19 protein-coding genes and 4 pseudogenes are annotated in these 16410 nt (G+C 58.2%); 13 read left to right on the top strand and 10 right to left on the bottom strand.

Annotated features, from left to right (window positions below; translation table 11 throughout):
- Nucleotides 1–485: 485 nt before the first annotated feature.
- From JL39_RS21560 to JL39_RS21545, 4 genes are all read right to left on the bottom strand, one after another.
- A complete protein-coding gene (locus JL39_RS21560) occupies nt 486–728 on the bottom strand; it encodes a cysteine rich repeat-containing protein (RefSeq protein WP_037155660.1) in 243 nt (80 codons plus the stop codon).
- A gap of 169 nt (nt 729–897) precedes the next feature.
- Nucleotides 898–1437: a hypothetical protein gene (locus JL39_RS30610; RefSeq protein WP_052183038.1), complete on the bottom strand. Its 540-nt coding sequence runs from the start codon at nt 1435–1437 to the stop codon at nt 898–900.
- Between the two features lie 116 nt (nt 1438–1553).
- On the bottom strand, nt 1554–2894 hold the full coding sequence (locus tag JL39_RS21550) for an ATP-binding protein (protein WP_037155658.1): 1341 nt from the start codon (nt 2892–2894) through the stop codon (nt 1554–1556).
- 2 nt (nt 2895–2896) lie between these two features.
- The gene (locus tag JL39_RS21545) at nt 2897–3613 is read right to left on the bottom strand and encodes a response regulator transcription factor (RefSeq protein ID WP_037155656.1); all 717 of its coding nucleotides are present in this window, start codon (nt 3611–3613) and stop codon (nt 2897–2899) included.
- Between the two features lie 501 nt (nt 3614–4114).
- Between JL39_RS21545 and JL39_RS21540 the strand changes: the two genes are divergently transcribed.
- From JL39_RS21540 to JL39_RS21520, 6 genes are all read left to right on the top strand, one after another.
- Nucleotides 4115–5539: an efflux RND transporter periplasmic adaptor subunit gene (locus tag JL39_RS21540; protein ID WP_081952933.1), complete on the top strand. Its 1425-nt coding sequence runs from the start codon at nt 4115–4117 to the stop codon at nt 5537–5539.
- Entirely contained in the window at nt 5536–6696 is a 1161-nt protein-coding gene (locus tag JL39_RS21535; RefSeq protein WP_037155653.1) for an ABC transporter permease, read from the top strand. The genes JL39_RS21540 and JL39_RS21535 overlap by 4 nt, the downstream gene beginning before the upstream one ends.
- Nucleotides 6693–7415 (top strand): ABC transporter ATP-binding protein, encoded by a 723-nt coding sequence (locus tag JL39_RS21530; RefSeq protein ID WP_052183036.1) that lies wholly within the window; start codon nt 6693–6695, stop codon nt 7413–7415. The genes JL39_RS21535 and JL39_RS21530 overlap by 4 nt, the downstream gene beginning before the upstream one ends.
- A gap of 110 nt (nt 7416–7525) precedes the next feature.
- On the top strand, nt 7526–8218 hold the full coding sequence (locus tag JL39_RS31190) for an SH3 domain-containing protein (protein ID WP_244446938.1): 693 nt from the start codon (nt 7526–7528) through the stop codon (nt 8216–8218).
- A 22-nt stretch (nt 8219–8240) separates the two neighbouring features.
- Complete coding sequence (locus JL39_RS21525) at nt 8241–8570, top strand: hypothetical protein (protein ID WP_037155652.1); 330 nt, start codon at nt 8241–8243, stop codon at nt 8568–8570.
- 89 nt (nt 8571–8659) lie between these two features.
- Nucleotides 8660–9289: a DUF4410 domain-containing protein gene (locus tag JL39_RS21520; RefSeq protein ID WP_081952932.1), complete on the top strand. Its 630-nt coding sequence runs from the start codon at nt 8660–8662 to the stop codon at nt 9287–9289.
- A 71-nt stretch (nt 9290–9360) separates the two neighbouring features.
- Here JL39_RS21520 and JL39_RS32620 read toward each other — a convergent pair.
- The 3 genes and pseudogenes from JL39_RS32620 to JL39_RS21510 all read right to left on the bottom strand — a co-directional run.
- Nucleotides 9361–9654, bottom strand: a pseudogene (locus tag JL39_RS32620) (hypothetical protein); the annotation flags it as partial.
- Nucleotides 9655–9703: 49 nt separating this feature from the next.
- Nucleotides 9704–9919 (bottom strand): conjugal transfer protein TraD, encoded by a 216-nt coding sequence (locus JL39_RS21515; RefSeq protein WP_037155646.1) that lies wholly within the window; start codon nt 9917–9919, stop codon nt 9704–9706.
- 1 nt (nt 9920) lies between these two features.
- Nucleotides 9921–10247, bottom strand: coding sequence for a conjugal transfer protein TraD (locus JL39_RS21510; protein WP_200883988.1), 327 nt, complete (start codon nt 10245–10247; stop codon nt 9921–9923).
- A 181-nt stretch (nt 10248–10428) separates the two neighbouring features.
- Between JL39_RS21510 and JL39_RS21505 the strand changes: the two are divergent.
- Nucleotides 10429–10737, top strand: a pseudogene (locus tag JL39_RS21505) (MobA/MobL family protein); the annotation flags it as partial.
- Here JL39_RS21505 and JL39_RS32615 read toward each other — a convergent pair.
- The 3 genes and pseudogenes from JL39_RS32615 to JL39_RS30605 form a co-directional block, all read right to left on the bottom strand.
- Nucleotides 10723–10947, bottom strand: a pseudogene (locus tag JL39_RS32615) (type I secretion system permease/ATPase); the annotation flags it as partial. The pseudogenes JL39_RS21505 and JL39_RS32615 overlap by 15 nt on opposite strands.
- Before the next feature lie 35 nt (nt 10948–10982).
- The gene (locus tag JL39_RS21500) at nt 10983–11321 is read right to left on the bottom strand and encodes a hypothetical protein (protein WP_037155637.1); all 339 of its coding nucleotides are present in this window, start codon (nt 11319–11321) and stop codon (nt 10983–10985) included.
- Between the two features lie 181 nt (nt 11322–11502).
- Nucleotides 11503–12060 carry a lipid II-degrading bacteriocin gene (locus JL39_RS30605; protein WP_161784788.1) on the bottom strand — a complete coding sequence of 186 codons (558 nt, stop codon included), beginning with the start codon at nt 12058–12060 and terminating at the stop codon, nt 11503–11505.
- Nucleotides 12061–12984: 924 nt separating this feature from the next.
- On the opposite strand from JL39_RS30605, the pseudogene JL39_RS21485 reads away from it, so the two are divergent.
- The 6 genes and pseudogenes from JL39_RS21485 to JL39_RS32210 all read left to right on the top strand — a co-directional run bounded on the left by JL39_RS21485 (nt 12985) and on the right by JL39_RS32210 (nt 16307).
- Nucleotides 12985–13199 (top strand): annotated as a pseudogene (locus JL39_RS21485) (AlpA family phage regulatory protein).
- The gene (locus JL39_RS32605; RefSeq protein WP_244446937.1) at nt 13189–13431 is read left to right on the top strand and encodes a hypothetical protein; all 243 of its coding nucleotides are present in this window, start codon (nt 13189–13191) and stop codon (nt 13429–13431) included. Before JL39_RS21485 ends, JL39_RS32605 begins: the two are co-directional and overlap by 11 nt.
- A 55-nt stretch (nt 13432–13486) precedes the next feature.
- Nucleotides 13487–13906, top strand: coding sequence for a putative toxin-antitoxin system toxin component, PIN family (locus tag JL39_RS21480; protein ID WP_037155631.1), 420 nt, complete (start codon nt 13487–13489; stop codon nt 13904–13906).
- A complete protein-coding gene (locus JL39_RS21475) occupies nt 13903–14157 on the top strand; it encodes a toxin-antitoxin system HicB family antitoxin (RefSeq protein WP_037155628.1) in 255 nt (84 codons plus the stop codon). The genes JL39_RS21480 and JL39_RS21475 overlap by 4 nt, the downstream gene beginning before the upstream one ends.
- Nucleotides 14158–14417: 260 nt before the next feature.
- Nucleotides 14418–15122 (top strand): recombinase family protein, encoded by a 705-nt coding sequence (locus JL39_RS32215; RefSeq protein ID WP_200883987.1) that lies wholly within the window; start codon nt 14418–14420, stop codon nt 15120–15122.
- Nucleotides 15123–15242: 120 nt separating this feature from the next.
- Complete coding sequence (locus tag JL39_RS32210) at nt 15243–16307, top strand: zinc ribbon domain-containing protein (protein ID WP_200883986.1); 1065 nt, start codon at nt 15243–15245, stop codon at nt 16305–16307.
- The last annotated feature ends 103 nt before the right edge of the window (nt 16308–16410 follow it).

Genomic DNA, 16410 nt, shown 5'->3' with positions numbered 1-16410 from the left:
CCCACCACCCGCAAAGTCCCATCTTGATTGACGCTGGAATTCCACGTTGATCGTTGCGCGGCAACCTTGCACTCCACCGCCCAGTCGCCAAAGCCCGCTTTGAGGGCATCGGCGCCATCAGGCAGCAATGGTCGGCCGTCCTCAGGACTCGGAGGGCTCTCATTCATCTGGTCGTTGATCGGGGGGGACCGTCGAGCGTGGATTGCGTAAGGTTGTGGCGCTGCGAGAGTTCATCTGCAGCGTGCTTGCTGACCGAACCTTGAGCGACGCCATACAGTAGAGAAAGTATGGCGAGCGTGCAGCACGAGGTGTTCAGGAAGACGGTCTTGTCCACCATTTATACTATGCCCTCTGCGCTCCGTCTTAGGCAGCGCAAGTTTTGGCGAACGCGAACTGGCCACATCGCATCGATGAGGCCAGCCGGCATTTGCCACCGTTGTTACCGAGATTTCCAGTTTGACGCGAAAGGCTGAAGTTTATTGGGATCATTTCGACTGGCGGGTGGCTTTAATCTCCATCAACTTTGCGGTGCAGGTCGCCGAAACGCTGGACGCATTCTGCTGGAGGCATTGCAGCAATTTTCCGCCACCCGGCTGAATTCCGCTGCACAGCCGCCGCACGTCTGCCTCGCAGGCTGAGCGCACCTCACGCATTTGCTGGCGGCTCATCTCCTGAGCATTGACCGTACCGGCGACTGCCACAAAGGCAAGGATCAAATAAGCTTTCATTCGTAGACTCCCGAATGTGGTTGTATGAAAGAGAAGGCGGACGGGCCTGCAGTGTGATCGATGGTGCGACGGCCCGTCCGTTCCGGCACGGGGGTAAGTGCCGAAAGTCATGACCAAGGTGCGGAAAGAGAAGAAAGTCCAGCCGGTCTCAAATCTTCGCAGGATCGTTTCATCCTCGGATGAGCCGCGGCATGCGCGCCGCTTCAAGCTGCTCGGGCGTCAGCTTCGAGCGAAGGTCCGCGATTGCCTGCTTCAGAGCTTGGGCTTTGCCGGCATATACTGCCAAGGCATCTGAGATGGCTTCGACCCGGCCGAACGCTTCCGGTCCCTCGGGGTGCTCATCAGGCCCACCAATCACGGAAATCAGGGCCTCGCGATCCGGGATCAGCGCGAGGACGGCCTGGGTGTAAGCTCGCCAAGCGTCCTGTTGATCAGCGCGGATGCCGATAGCAGTTTCCTGGGCGGAAAGCATACCCGCCAGCCGAAAACGGATGACCTTCCCGGTGTAGTAATAGCGCAGGTCATCAAGACGAGCGCTCAGAGCATAGAAGCTCGGAAAGCCGCCTTCCGAAGCTCCGAAATGACGATAATCATAGGGCTCCTCAGGACGAGGGGCGTTCGCGTCCTGCCCCTGAGCCAATCCCGCAAGCGGAATCACGGCGAACAGCAACGTGCCGGTGAGAATTGAGAACAGCGCCGGTTTCTTCATGGCGACCTCCGTTTGTTTATCGATGGCATGACCATGAGGGCTGCAGTTTGCTCCCGAATTTCTCTCCTGTAGGAAAATGTAGCTATTTGTTGCTTCGGCAAGGCATGCTGGCCGGCTCAGCCGGCGATGTACAAAGGGAGCTTGATGCTCACCAGCCCACCGCGTGTGCCGTTTTCCACTGAGATTGTTCCGCCCTGTGCTTCCAGAAGCGTTCGAGCTACGGCAAGGCCAAGCCCTGCGCCGCCTGTTTTGCGGGCGCGGGAAGGTTCGGCACGGACAAACGGCTCCAGCAATAATTCCCTTTCCTCCTTCGAAAACCCAGGCCCTTCGTCCGCGATAGAAATTCGGGCGTACCGACTTTCCACAGCCAGCGTCACATGCGCACGGTTCCCGTATTTCACGGCATTATCGACGATATTGCCGATGACGCGCCTGAGGGCGATCCGGTCGGCGAGAATCCAGATCTCCCTCGGGGAAGGGGGCATTTCGAGTGTCACGGGCAGGCCAGAACTCCTGAAATCCGCCATTTCGGCGCTCAGCAGTGCCGCAAGGTCGAGCAGTTCCTCGTTTAGCGCTCCGACACCCGCCCGGGAGGTCAGTAATGCGTTGTCCAGGAGGTCGATCATGTCGTCGATGTCAGCCGTGGCCCGTTCTTTTTCTCTATCGTCAGGAAGCTGTTCAAGGCGCAGCCGCAGGCGCGTAGCAAAGCTACGAATATCATGCTGGATTCCGCCGATCAGGGCCATGCGGGATCGCGTCATGGTATGCAGCCTCGTCTGCAGCCTGTCGAAAGCCCTGACCAGTGCGCTTATCTCCGGCGTCGTAGTGCGAACGTGGGGAAGCGAAACAGGTTCGCCTGATGGATCGATGCTATCCAGGGCGGTGGCGAGTCTGGTGAGCGGCTTGATCTCCCGGTGCAGCAGATAGAAGGCGATACAGGCAAACAGGGTTCCGACCAGCCCGGCTCCCATGCCTGCGGGCAAGCCAAAAAGTGTCACGATGAAAGGTGTACGTGCTTCTGCCACAAGAAATTGACTATCGTTGAGTCTGATCCAGAATTCGAGAGGTCTGGCTGTTCGGACCAGATGCCGGGGGCGCCGGATACCGTTTTCCGCGTCCTTCAGCTGGATATGCTGCAGCTTGTCGCCGAGAAGCAGCCTATAGGGTGAGAAGTCGGCATTGTCGGCCAGGTTTTCGCCATCCTTTGGAACCGCGCCGGTCGAAACCAAGCGCACATCCAGCATAGAGGATTGAAGGGCCTGGAGGGCGAGTCGTCGTTCACTCGGCGCAATGGATGATACAAGATCGCTGATTGCCTTCAGCTGTTCAGGTGCAAGCTGCGTGGTTGTGCGAGACAGATCATTGGACCAGTAGAAGGAGGCGATCAGAGTAATCCATAAGGCCAGCAGAGCACTTGCCCCGATGGCGACGACCCGGGCGGTAAGGCCGAAGCGCATGTCTATGTTACCTGCCTGACCGGCACGGTCAGCAGGTAGCCACCATTGCGAATGGTATTGATGAGGTTGCAGCCGGAGCTCAGTCGGTCCAGCTTTTTTCGGACGCGCGAAATCAGGATATCGACCGTTCGGTCAAAGGGATCGGCGCTACGGCCGTGTGTCCAGTCGAGGATCTGTTCTCTTGATAACACGCGACGTGGGCGCAGGATGAAGCACGAAAGCAGATCGAATTCCGCGCCCGTTAGTGCTACCAGTTCGCCCTCTTCAGTATAAAGTTGCCTGGCATCCAGATCGGCCACGAAACGGTCGAAGGCGTAACGGCGCGAAACGAGCTGTACCTGCTGCGCCGATGTGCGGCGCAGCAGCGCCCTCACACGCGCGAAAAGTTCCCTTGGCCCGAAGGGTTTCACGACATAGTCGTCCGCGCCGATCTCAAGGCCGACCACATGGTCCGTCTCATCGCCCTTCGCTGTCAGCATGAGGATGGGCGTGCTTTGCTCCGACCGCAGCCGGCGACAGATAGAAAGCCCATCCTCTCCAGGCAACATCAGATCGAGGATGACGAGATCGGGCCTGCTGCGCTCAAGAATCCTGTCCATCTCCCGGCCATCCTGGGCCATTTCCACGCCAAAGCCCTCGCGACGAAGGAAATCGCCGACCAGCCGGCGGATTTCGGAGTCGTCGTCAACGATGAGGATGGTCTTTGTCTCTTGCTCCATGGCTCGCAGCAGGACATTTCACGGCGGGAAAATCAACTGCGAAATCGGGGAATATACAAAACGATACATGCCGGAAAACTCTCTCAACATCTTGAAAAGACCGGTTCATCGGCCGGAAAAGAACGGAACCGAAGATGCGTAAGTCGATACTGCAGACTTGAAGCGTCGACAGGAAACCGGAGCAAGGAACAGAGAGATGAACAGAAGACTGCGAGCGGGCGTTATTATCGGCGTTCTCGCTCTCGCCGGCATCGGTGAGGCCGGCGCTGTCGAGCGCAATGCAACTGTTACCGGCCCACGGGGAATATCCTCCGTGCATGCCCAGGGAGGATGCAGCGGAGGTTCGTGCTCTCGCAGCATTGCACGTACAGGCCCTTATGGCGGAACCTTGATCCGATCCGCAGCCGCGAGCTGCAATTCCGCAACCGGTTCCTGCAGCGGCTCACGCACGACCACAGGCCCATATGGAGGAACGATAACCCGTCAGGGCAGCATCGCACGATGACGCCCGCAGCGCCCGATGGAGCACCTTCCCGCCCTATCCAGGCTCTGTCGGGCGCATCCTCGCCTGGAGATCTCGACCTGCGCCCGAATCCGATCGTTCCGGCAACAGAAAAGCTGTCGCCTGGACCCAATACTGGCGGCAGACCGGTGAGCGAAGTGAAACCGGAAGAAAAAGCCGAACCGTCGCAAACACATCCGGTCTTGCCAGCCAGCCTGCGATCCGGCGGAAGGCAGCATCAAAGTGCCCTTGCTCGGCCGCCTTCTACACCTTCGCGATCGGGAAACAGGATAGCTGTACTGATCACGGTTATTTTGATGGTGGTTACAGTTCTGCTGGCAACGCGCTACATGGTCGCCAAACCAGTAGAATTGATGTCTGCGAGCCGTGGCTTTTTCCAGGCGGAGATCACAGGACCCGGCACGCTTGATGCGATCGACAAAGCTGGTGTCAGCTCCAGTCTGCAGGGCGTCATCACTGCGCTTTACGTCGATCGCAACGACGTGGTCGCCAAAGGCGAAATCATCGCCGAAGTAAACGCCCAGGATCTGAAGGCGCAGCTTAACGCTTCCATCGCATCGCAAGAAGCTGCCCGTAAGGCCGTGGAAGCGGCTTATGCCGACAGCCGGCGAGCTGAAGCTACACTCGCAAATGCCCGTTCAACGCTTGTCCGGCAACGGGAACTGGCGCGCACCGGCACGTCATCACGATCTGCCCTTGAATCGGCTGAAACCTCTGTTCAGCAGGGGGAAGCCGACGTCGCCAAGGCCTACTCCTCCGTTCATCAGGCCGAGGCGCAGGAAGCGGCGGCCGTCGCGACTGTCGAGATGAACCGGGCGCTGCTGGACAAGTCGGTGATCCGCGCGCCGATCGACGGCGTGGTGATCGCCCGCAACCTCAATATCGGGGACATCGTTTCACCCGGCACAGTGATCGTGGAAATCGCCGACCCCTTGAGTATCGTGCTCACGGCCCGTTTCGATGAAAGCGGGATTGCTTCGATCTCGGCAGGTCAGACCGCGACGATCCGGTTCATCTCACAGCAGCAGACCTCCATTAGCGGGAAGGTGCGCCGTATCAGTCGTCAGGTCGACACTGAAACACGGGAGTTCACCGCTGATATCACGCCTGATGGCTTGCCGGCAAACTGGGCGATAGGCCAACGCGGTATCGCCGTCATCGGCATCGCCGGCAAGAGTGGAGTCATCGCTGTCCCTTCCTCGGCCATCGGAAGAAAGGATGGCAGCCCTGGCGTCTGGATGGTCCAAAACGGCAGGGCGGCATGGCGTTTCTGCGAACTCGGTATGATCGGAGGGAAATTCGTCGAGATTGTGGACGGGCTCAACGGAGGCGACGTCGTGATCACCAATCCCGAGAGCGCCTATTCCTTCATGCGGGTCAAGGAAGCGGCGAGGCAATTATGAATCTCGGCTTCAAGGACATCCGACACAATCTCGGCCGCTTCCTGATGACTGCGGCCGGCGTCGCCTTCCTAGTGACCGCCTCGGTTGGCATGATTGGCCTTTACCGCGGCATCGTCGAGGATGCGCTGCTGATCATTGATCGCATCGGCGCCGACCTGTGGGTTGTGCAAGGCGGACGCTCCGGTCCGTTTTCGGAAAGCTCGGCGATATCGTCCGACATGGACCGCCGCGTGGAGGGCATTGCTGGCGTTGCCAACGTGCGGCGTTTCGTGCAGGTCAGCCAGCAATTTGCCTTTGGCGATCGGCAGTTGCGTGCCTCTATCACGGGACTCGACTATCCGAAGGACCGTGGCGAATGGGTACCGCTGACCGCCGGCCGACATCTGGCGAACGGCCATTTCGAGGCGATCGCCGACGCCAGCATCGGTCTCGGTCTCGGTGATCGTGTACGGCTCGGCCAGGATGACTATACGATCGTCGGCATGACGCGGGGAATGGTCGACATAAGCGGCGACGGCCTGCTCTTCGTCACGGTGAATGATGCCATGGCAATCGCCCAGCGGAGGACGAGCGAAGAAGTGCTGCTTGCCCGAAACGCAAGGGGGCAAAGTGTGGAGGCGGCAAGCGGCAGTTCCGTTGAGCAGGACAGCAAGATCGCAGCGACACTGGTGACGCTCAGCCCAGCGGCAAACGAGAAAGCGGTACGCGCCGCGATCATGGTTTGGGGCGATGCGAATGTTCTCAGCAAGACCGACCAGGAGAACCTCCTGCTCAACCAGCGCCTCTGGCGGTTGAGGGTGCAGATCCTAGCCTTCACAGCGGTGCTGCTTATCGTGATGGCAATCGTCATCTCGCTTATCATCTACATGCTGACCATGGAAAAGCGTCATCAGATCGCGATGCTGAAGCTGATCGGCGCACGCAACTCGGTCATTATCGGAATGATCGCCGAACAGTCCTATTTGATCGGTGCCGGAGGCCTTTTGCTCGGGTTTGCGCTTTCCAAGCTCGTTTTTCCTTTTTTTCCGCGCAGGGTCGTCATGGACACCCTTGATCTCGGAATGCTTGCGCTCGCTATGGCCATCATCTGTGGCTTTGCCAGCTTGCTCGGCATTTCCCGCGCCCTCAAGGTCCGGGCGCAGGAGGTGCTGTCATGAGCAGTCCAGCAATCCTGAGCGTGCGGAACGCGTGCCGCTACTATCCGAGCGGCGAAACGGTGGTCCGTGCACTCGACGATGTTTCGTTGGACATTTATCCGGGCGAAGTCGTCGGCATTCTCGGTCCGAGCGGTTCGGGCAAGAGCACACTGCTATTGATCGCCGGACTGCTGGAGCCTCCGACGGCCGGCGAAGTTTATTTCCGGGATCGGCTGGTCTCGCATCCGGACGCCGATCTGGATAGCCTCAGGGATTTCCGACGCAACAATATCGGCTTCGTCTTCCAGAAGGCCAATCTCATTCCCTTTCTGACCGCCGTCGAAAACGTGGCACTCGCGCTCGAGATTGACGATGTACCGTCGCGACCGGCGCGCCAATATGCCTCAAACCTGCTCGATAGTGTGGATCTTGCCCACCGCATCGACAATCTCCCGACACGGCTTTCCGGTGGCGAGCAGCAGCGCGTTGCGGTTGCCCGAGCACTTGCAAACGATCCATCGCTGATCCTTGCCGATGAACCCACCGCTGCGCTCGACAGCGTCCGGGGGCGCCAGGTGATTGCCCTGTTCCGGCAGATCGCTGACACGAGACAAGCCGGTGTTGCCGTCGTCACACACGATCCTCGGGTCCAGGATCTCTTCGACCGCACGATCGAACTCAGGGACGGCAAGATCGCCTCCGAGTACATAGCCAATGACGGCACGGCAACTGCCGGCTGATACAAATCTCTACAAAACTCAACAGCTGGGAAAGACGCCGGCCAAGTTCGAATTCAATCATACCTAATCCCTGTCGCGCACGCGACATCGCAAAGAAAAGAATGGAGATCATGATGTTGAGAAAGCTCTTGCTGGCACTGGCGATATTGGCCGGTGCTTCGTCGGTCGCCGCTGCGGCCACCGTTGCAGTGGCAACGGGAAATGTCAATTTGCGGGCAGGGCCTTCCACTGCTTATCCCGTTGTCGTCGTGGTTCCGGTCGGAGCCCGCATCACGACGCACGGCTGCCTTTCGGGCTACACTTGGTGCGACATTGCCTTCGGGACCTACCGCGGCTGGGTTTCGGCCAATTACATTCAGGTCGTCTATAAAGGAGGCCCGGTCGTGCTCACGCCCGCCATAGCGCCCGTGGTCGGCGTTACAGTCGTGGCCTTCGGCAAGGCCTACTGGGATGCCTATTACCCAGCTTATCCATGGTATGGCCGTTGGACGTCCTATTATCGTCCCTATCCCGCCTATCCTGTCGCGCCCCCGCCGCGCGTCACCTCCTATGATCGGTCGGTCAATTGTGCCGACGGAAGTTGCACGGCGACCCGTTCAGCGACAGGTGTTTATGGAGGCTCCACAAACCATACGCGCACATGCAGCGGCGGAGAATGCTCAGCTACGAGGGAGACAGTTGGTCCCTATGGAAACAGTGCATCGCGCGTCCGAAACTGCAGCGCCAACACACAGTCCTGTAGCGTGACCAGAACAGGTCCTCGCGGCGGCACAGCAACAGGCACGCGTCAGTTTCAACGATAACAATAGGACTACGGCGCCGGACATGACCAGAATTTCCGCTGTTCAGGGCATCCTGTGGGGCTCGCCCGTCCTGTTTTCCCTCATATTTACAGTGGAGGCCGCCTTCGGCGAGGAACCCGATGCTGTCCCGCTTCCTCTTGTCGAAGTCTGCCTTCTCCCTGATGAAATGACGGGTAATACCTGTGCCGCCTTCTTCGTAGACAAGGATGGCTACGAGATCTGCCTTAAGGACGAGATGAGCGGAAAGATGCGCTGCTCGAGCAGCTATCGATTGGACGATGGCAGCATGAGACTTGCTCCTGAACACAGGTCGGACCCTTCCGTCAACGGCCTGCGCTCTACGCAATTCTGACCTAACCGGATGTCCGTGTGAGGTTTTGCCTGTTCTGTTGCGGGGCAGTTCTTCGTCATATTTCACAACAGCGCAATCAGGGTTCTCTCATGCTCCGATTTTCGTCTTCTATGATCCTGGCAATCGCTGTCACCGTCTTGGTCGGCTGCGGCGCCCGCGTCACCATGACAAGTGCCACGGGAGCCGAAAAAGGGAAAACTGAATTGATAGTTGTGGAGGCAAGGTCTTCAGTCGCAACGAATGACTTGTCGTATAGCGATGCAGCGAACGCCGCAGCTCAACTTCAGGACCTTGTTGTCGCTGAGTTGAATAAGCGCGGCATTGCAGCCGTCAGTGTGTCGTCGACGGAGGGACAAAGGGGTTTTGGAGGGGAAAGAACCGCTTTGCTCGCGCTCTCGATAGCAAGAGCGGAGAGGGGCAATGCGACGAAGCGCCTTATCATCGGCTTTGGGTATGGGAAATCACAGCTTGAAGTCGACGCCAAGCTGCTGGCCCCTACGTTGGCTGAGCAGAAGGTCATTGCAGGTTTCAGGACGAATGCGGGGAGTGGCCATAAGCCAGGGATTGTCATGCCGCTCGGTATTGGAGCCGCGACGGGTGGTTATGTTCTCGCATCGGCCGGCGTCAATCTGGCAACCGGTCTCACAAAGACCCCCGATCGGGATCTGCAATCGACGGCAAAGGCCATCGCGAAAACAGTTGCTCAACAATTGCGATAACCAGCAATGCTCCAAAGGAACTGGTCGCAGGCGTGACATAAAGCGGTGCTTGATGCTGGCAATACCTGAATCTCCAATCCACGCCACCGTCTCAACTGCCACGATTTCGAGCCCCTCTGCACAGCGCCCACGCGATCTCGCGGTCTATGACCGGCCGTCGGGAACTAAGGTGAACTCGCCGATTTCTCAACCAGGACGTATTTACCGCTCGATAGTTGCATTGTTCCGGTGAACTTACCGCTCTCGTAATCCGCGGCGCGATACGGCTGAACTTGCTTTCGATCGTTCTACTTACGGGTAGCGCGTCTCTGTTCGATATGATGCTCGTGGTGCTGGTCCATCGCCTCCCGCACCTGCTACCCAAAACAGTTCTCCTTCCCAGTGCAAGCGCCAAGCCATGCCCAGACTGCGCGCTCAATCCTTGAACGCCTGTTTTCCTCTCTCGGTCCACAGATTACGCGCCTGTTCGCCCTGTTCGCTTTGGAGCTTTTCGGCCATCCAAATCATCGCGCCGAAGATAATGGAGCGGTCATCGTTCGTCAGGTCCACGATGCCCGCCTTGATGACGAGGCCGCCAAGCTCGATCAGGTGCCGCGTTCTCTTTCGTCGCTCGACTTGCCATGTCCGCATGTCATGCCGCGCCCGTTGCACCTGATGGCGATTGCGCGCTGCCCGATTGCGTCGGATAGCTACCAGCGTCATGATCATTTGCCGCAGCAGATCGCCGCGATTTGTTCCGAAACCACGCCGCCCCGCGTCTGGCCCACGCCTCCCGCTTGGTTGCGTCCTTCGTCTCTGCGATGGCGACCAACGCGCCGGCCAGTTCGTCGGGCGTGAGGCTATCAGCCCCGGTGGCGATCAGCAGTTCGCCAAGTTGTTGCACCTTGCGCTGTTTCAGTTCCTTGGCCTTGTCTTCCAGCGCCCTCAGTTCCGCGTCGAAATCTCTCGGCTTGCGCATGTCCGTCTCCATCGGTTCCGTTTGTTGTCGATGCAGGCATGATAGTTGAGCCTCTTGCGAAACGCTTCTATGTTGGTGGGACGGTATGGCACGCGCCGGTCCCGCCCGAGATTTTTTCGAGGGAGGGCGCGCTTATACGTCGTGCCGATGTGCGCTTTTCCGTGCTGATGTTCAGATCGCTATGGCGATCTATCATCTTCACGTCAAGGTCATTGGCCGCAAGGCAGGCTCCAGCGCGGTGGCGTCCGCCGCCTACCGCTCGGCGTCACGGCTGCGCGACGATCGCATTGACCGCGTTCAGGACTTTTCCGCCAAACGCGGCGTCGTCCATTCCGAGGTCATGCTGCCGGAACACGCGCCGGAACAATGGGGCGACCGCGAACGGCTCTGGAACGATGTCGAAGCCTTCGAGGTTCGCAAGGATGCCCAGCTTGCCCGCGAGGTGGAGTTCGCCATTCCGCGTGAACTGTCACAGGCGCAGGGCATCGAGCACGGACTGGAACGCATAAAGCCCCACAGCAAGCACGGCGAGGCCCGCCAGCGTCGGGACGCTGCCGCTTGCCAGGACCCTGTCGTAGACCGGCAGCATGAACAGCGGCGAGGTCAGCGCGAGCGCGTTGACAACGCCGCTGATCAATGAAATTCCCAAAATCGTGGAAGTCAGAGGAAAGGACTTCAAAAGAGGACAGCCTCTCCACATGCGGAAGTTACCGGTTTTCTATGCCGCTTTCGGTCTTATTTTGGCTTGAACCATTGATCACGCGACAGTTCTACCCCGCCATCACAATCAAGCAAGGCGAAGAAACGCTTCACCCGCTTTCCGTCATTCACCAGATAAAACGGTACTGACCAAAGCGCGGCGGCATCGCTGTAACTTGCGCGCTGTAGTAAGATTTCCAGACTATCCGCTGCCAGAATACGTGACAGCGAGGGCCTCGCCGTATAGCTCTTTATCCGCTGTTCTAACTCCCCTTGCGATAGACTGCTGCATTGAGGTTCGGCAGCCGCAAGTTCAGCCGAAAGTGCTCCTTGTGCCAGAGCTGCGAAAAACATTACGACGACAATTGCCCTCATTGCTTCACGCCCCGATATCGCTGTGCCACTCGACGGGGATGGAACCTTGAATGTCGATATAATAAGCGGAGCCGGGAAGCATCTCCATCACATTAGTAAATGTTTCCTCCCACAGTAAATGTTTCCTCCCACCAGTCTCGATGTGTGCTCGGGTTGAAGTCGTAGATATCATTATAGGCAGTTACATTGCCCTCAAAGTCCCAACTGCCGTCAGCATAGCGTGTGAGTCGCCTTCGAGTTTCAACGAAATGTTTCCGAGATACGCGCCGGAGATGAAGGACGAGTCGGCCGTGTCGTAGCCGAATTGCTCAACTGTAACGCTCTTGGTGCCGATAAAACTGGTGTCCGCAGCCAGCATTTCCAGAGGACGATAACCTTCGACAACAACATCGTTCGGAGTAAGGCTGAGGCCGACACCATGTATCGATACATTCATCTCCTCGCCATCACCAAAGAGATAATGAGACAGCGCGGCCATCGGTGTCGCATAGTTGCCATCGAAGGTATTGTCATATGAATCATAGGTTGTCGGCATGGTCTCAGGGGGCATGTCATTATCTGCCATTGCCTGGGGCAGATCTGCAATTGTCTCTCCAGCCTCCAATATGTGCTCATAGTAAGCGTAACCATACATGGTTTCCTTAAACGCAGAGAGATCATCAACAGCCAATTGATCCAGCAGGATGCCAAACATAACATAACCTTCAATGGACTGAAAAAGCTCAACTGCTCTATTCATCCAGTATATTTTGTAGGACTCGATCGCGAGATCAATCATATATTGCGTATGAGTCCAGTCAGCGCCATAATCCTGCAAGGAAAATTAAGGAAATTGGGTATAATAACTGTTAGTTATGTCTGGATTTCGAATAATTATCGGCTCAAGAACTGTTTCCATTATGTCCTCACAAGGGTTGATTATTCATGTAAGTCCAAGAAATACGCTTATAATTCCGTTGAAGTTCTGTTTTTTTTCGCAAAACACCTAAGTATTTTTGAAATATATTAATGTTAATCGAGATTAATTCAATTATACGCAATGAAATACGGGTATAAATAAAAAACGCCGTGATGCTCGATCCGTGGGCCTAACAATGGGAAATTTAAGTTTCGCGATATTTTCGAACACATCATCCCCATTAAGATGAGTGGTAATCTCATAATTTCAGAAGCGCAAGGCTGGGTTGAATCCCGTCGTCTGTAATTTCTTTTTATCTAATGGCTGGTCGAAGCGCTGCAATTCAAAGGCTTACGGTCACTCTCCCCGAGAGGGTCGTCTGGCGGAGGCAAAGCGGCGCTACCTTCACTTTTGCGTTATAGACGGCCCGCGCGAGTGACCTCAGTCCTGATTCTCCTCCAAATTTGGTGAGATCCGCCGCAAGCTTGCCCGCGATCCATAGCCGGAATCCATCCTTGCCAACCGCAACCGCGAGCTTTGCATCGCATCCGAAGCAGGCCGTAGACTCGGCCTTGAATCTGCCTTCCATCACGGTATCGATCTTGGGTGCGGGGCTGGAATATCGAACCCCAGGTTTTTCCTTTTTACCGCCCTTTGCGCGCCACAGTACGACGACGGCTAAATACCTCTTGCAAAACAATAAATTCTTGTTCTGTCTGGATTAGGGGCGGCCACGAAGAACCAGCAGGAGGAGGCAGCGCTGCCATGCTCATGCCAGACCGTATCATCCGCCTGAACACCGTGCTTTCCCGCACAGGCCTTTCCCGCTCCACGATCTACCGCAAGATCGCCGAGGGCACGTTTCCCGCGCAGATCAGGATCAGCGTCAACGGTGCGGGATGGCGGGAATCCGACATCAATCGCTGGATCGCATACCCGTCGCATGGCGGCCGGAGGGAGAGCGCAGCGATGGTCGATGACGGAAAGCTCAATAACGGAGAAGGTCCGGCGAATGACAACCGCCCGCCCGATGGACAGGAGAGCGGAGGCAAAGCCGATGCTTCCGAGCGGCTGGATGCGGTTGTGCTGTCTATCGCCCGACTGGTCGGCAGGCAGATGGCACGGGAGGATTTTGCAGCCCGTACTGCCGCCAACGATAACCGGGCCGCAAACGCTGACCGCCCGGAAAGCGCCGAGGATGACGAGGGATGACGGCAAGTGCCAATCAAGATTTGACATCTTATGGGATGTCTATAAATTATCTCCCATGAGGCTGGTTCTTGACACCAATGTAATCGTGTCCGCGTTCCGCAGCCGCAACGGCGCGAGCAACCTGCTTCTGCGTTTCGCAGACAAGGGCTTGGTGACGCCGCTTTGCTCGACGGCGCTGTTTCTGGAATATGAGGCGGTGCTGAGCCGGGAGGAAACCCGGCAGGCAACCGGCCATAGTCTTGAGGACGTCGCTTCGGTGATGAGCGCGCTTGCCGCCATTGCCGAAGGCGTCGATATTTCGTTTCGGACGCGGCCGATGCTCTCCGATGTCGCGGACGAAATGGTGCTGGAAGCCGCGTTGAACGGACAGGCCGAGGCCATCGTGACGCATAACGTCAGGGATTTCCGTCCGGCGCTCGGGCTGGGCGTGACTGTGATTACACCGGGAGAGATCGTCAGGAGATTGAACACATGACGCAGACCCAACGCTACAAATATCCGCTGCAACTGCCGCAGTCGCTCAAGGAAACGGCGGCACGTCTGGCGCAGGAGGACGGCGTATCGCTCAATCAGTGGATCATCTCTGCCGTTGCGCAGAAGATCGGGGCTGTGGAGACGGCCAGCGAATTCCTGAAAGCGCGTGCAGGTACGACGAAGCGCGGTGCGCTGACAGGCTTGCTGGACAAAGCACCGGATGTGCCGCCGCTGAAGGAAGACACCATTTGATGCAATGCATCGGACCTGAACGGGTGCGATGAAAACCTTTTTTGGCTTGCAGCGATTGGGCCGGAACGAAACCGCCCCTCAAGGCCACGCCGCGTTCCGCGGTGGTGCTGCGCACCAGCCTTGACCGGGCAGTTTCCTCCCGGCGTGGGCTTCTGAAGCAGGAAAGGCGGGGCGTGCGCTGGCAGGCAGCGCCAGCCATGACGCTCCGGCGCAAATGTCGGCAGCCGCAGCCCATTGCTGAATGAAGGAGAAGCTTGAACATGACCCGCGCAGCCCTTTATGCCCGCTATTCGTCCGACAGCCAGAGCGAGGCGTCGATTGAGGACCAGTTCCGGCTTTGCCGAGAATATGCGGGGCGGGAGCGCTGGCAGACCGTCGGTTCCTACGAGGATGCGGCGATATCCGGTTCCAGCACCATCCTGCGTCCCGGCATTCAGCGGCTTGTGCGGGATGCGCAGCGCGGCAAGTTCAAAATCCTGCTTGCCGAGGCGCTGGACCGGATCAGCCGCGATCAGGCGGACGTCGCCACCCTCTACACGCACCTGAAATTCGCGGGCGTCACCATCGTCACGCTGGCCGAGGGCGAAATCAGCGAATTGCATGTCGGCCTTAAAGGCACGATGAACGCGCTATTCCTGAAAGACCTTGCCATGAAGACGCATCGCGGCTTTCGGGGCAGGGTTGAGAAGGGCAAGGCAGGCGGCGGGCTTTGCTACGGTTACAAGGGTCTCAAGAAGCTGGACGCCAACGGCGAGCCGATCCGGGGCGACCGGGAAATCATCCCCGAAGAAGCCGACACCATCCCCCGCATCTTCCGCGAGTTCGCTTCCGGCAAAAGCCCGAAGGCCATTGCGGTTGACCTGAACCGCGACGGCATTCCCGGCCCGCTTGGACGGGCATGGGGAGATACCAGCATCCGGGGACATGCCTCGCGTGGAACCGGCATCGTCAACAACGAGCTATAGGCCGGCGTCCTTGTCTGGAACCGGCTGCGCTTCATCAAGGACCCTGCCACCGGCAAGCGTGTATCGCGCATCAGCCCGGAAGCCGCATGGATCAGGACGGAGGTTCCGCATCTCCGCATCGTGGATGACGCACTCTGGAATGCCCCTCGCTCCCGCCAGAAGCAGATATCGGAAATCTTCGGCCCCAATCCCGCCAATACGCTGGAAGGGCGTATGAAGCGCGTGCATCTGGCGAACGGCCCCGTTCATCTCCTTTCCGGCCTTCTTACCTGTGGATGCTGCGGCGGCAAGGTCGGCATCATCACGCCGAACCGCTATGCCTGCCTCAACCACCACAGGCGCGGCACCTGCGACAATGGCCGGTCCATCACCCGTGACAAGATCGAGGCCCGCGTGCTGACCGGCCTGAAAGAGCGGCTGATGTCGTCGGAAGCGGTTGCAGAAGCCGTCCGCGCCTATGCGGAGGAAATGAACCGGCTGAACCGTGACCGGCGTGCACAGGCCGCCACGGACCAGAAGGTGCTTGCGAAGATCGAGAAGGCGATTGCGGGCATTATCGCGGCTATCGAGGACGGTATGTACCAGCCGAGCATGAAAGCGCGCATGGATGACCTTGAACGGCAGAAGGCGGAAATCGTCGCCCGCCTTGCGCAAGCGCCCGCGGACATGCCCGACATTCACCCGAACCTCGCCGACCTCTATCGCCGCCGCGTCGAGCGCCTGTCCGAAGTCCTCAGCGACCCGGACGGCGGCAGGCAGGCGGCGGAGGCGCTGCGTAGCCTCATCGGGGAAATCGTCCTCACCCCCGGAGCCAAGCGTGGCGAGGTTCATGCCACCCTATGCGGCGAGTTGTTCGGCATTCTCGACTTCGCCAAGGCCGAAGAAACCAGCAGGCCAGCAGGATTTATGCCAGCAGTTGAAGCCGGCCCCGCAACCACTGATACCGACACTCCCGTAGCCATTGCTGCGGGAGTTGTTGTTTGTGCAATAGTTCCAACAGCTTGGCGCTCGATCCAATTCAGGATCGTGCTTAGTTCGCCGTACAACATCGCGTCAATATCGCCTCGCTGTGGGCCGGGACGAAGGACGATCTTTTCAATCAAGGTACGCAAAACCTACGCCGCTTCGGTCCGTTTCTCGGGGCGATTTGGCGCTTCCGTCAGGCGGGCGACCTTGCCGGCATAGATCGCAGATGCGCTGGGCGGCCAGTCAGGGACATCCCGCGGCACATCGTCAAGGAGGCTAAATCGTCGGGCGGATTTTGTGAATCCGCCCGACGATCTAGAGC

Source organism: Rhizobium sp. YS-1r, assembly GCF_000757525.1.
GTDB lineage: Bacteria > Pseudomonadota > Alphaproteobacteria > Rhizobiales > Rhizobiaceae > Neorhizobium > Neorhizobium petrolearium.
This window is presented reverse-complemented; position numbering and strand designations above follow the sequence as displayed.